We start from the raw sequence: 668 nt of genomic DNA, 5'->3' as shown, positions 1-668 counted from the left end.
GAATTGGTTGAGGACATCCTTGCCATTGTTCACATCTTCAGTTGCCGACTTGACGGACTCAGAAAGTATAAATCTGCCATCAAAAAAGATCCGGATTTATCCCAGTCCTGAACTGGCAAAAACTTGGAAAAAATGGCTGGCTGCTTGTTGTTATTGTTTTAACCAAGCCATCGCCATGCAGCGTCAATCAACAACTCGGATTGGTAAGCTGAAATTGCGAAATCTGGTCATGCAATCCGATTTACCTCAATGGGTGAAAGAAACGCCTTGCCAGATCAGACAAAATGCTATCTTTGACGCACATCAAGCCATAAGTGCGAGTGGTGATGCCCAATTCCGAAGTATCCGTGACCCCCGCCAAACCATCAAATTTAATAATTCCAATTTCACCAAAGGAACATGGTACAGTAAATTCACAAAAACACTGAAGTTTAAGGCAAGTGAACCTATACCAGAGCCATGTGATTATGGTACTCAATTGACTTATCGGCGTGGTAAATGGTTCGCTGTTTTTCCAGAACCTGTAATTAAAAGTCATACATCTTCAAAAAAATAATTGCCTTAGATCCGGGTGTCAGGACCTTTTTGACTGGATATGACGGCGATAAAGTCATTGAAATTGGCAATGGTGACATGGGACGAATCGTGAGATTATGTCAACACTTAGA

At 41.6% G+C, this 668-nt stretch carries 3 pseudogenes; all 3 read left to right on the top strand.

The annotated features are described in order from the left end of the window. Nucleotides 1-111, top strand: a pseudogene (locus ACTIE0_RS24855) (IS607 family transposase); the annotation flags it as partial. Then, nucleotides 89-139 (top strand): annotated as a pseudogene (locus tag ACTIE0_RS24850) (helix-turn-helix domain-containing protein); the annotation flags it as partial. The pseudogenes ACTIE0_RS24855 and ACTIE0_RS24850, both read left to right, overlap by 23 nt. Before the next feature lie 36 nt (nt 140-175). Continuing rightward, nucleotides 176-668 (top strand): annotated as a pseudogene (locus tag ACTIE0_RS24845) (RNA-guided endonuclease InsQ/TnpB family protein); the annotation flags it as partial.

Source organism: Limnospira sp. (genome assembly GCF_051859755.1).
Taxonomy (GTDB): domain Bacteria; phylum Cyanobacteriota; class Cyanobacteriia; order Cyanobacteriales; family Microcoleaceae; genus Limnospira; species Limnospira fusiformis.
Note: the sequence above shows the minus strand (reverse complement) of the source record. Positions and strands in the feature narration are given on the sequence as shown.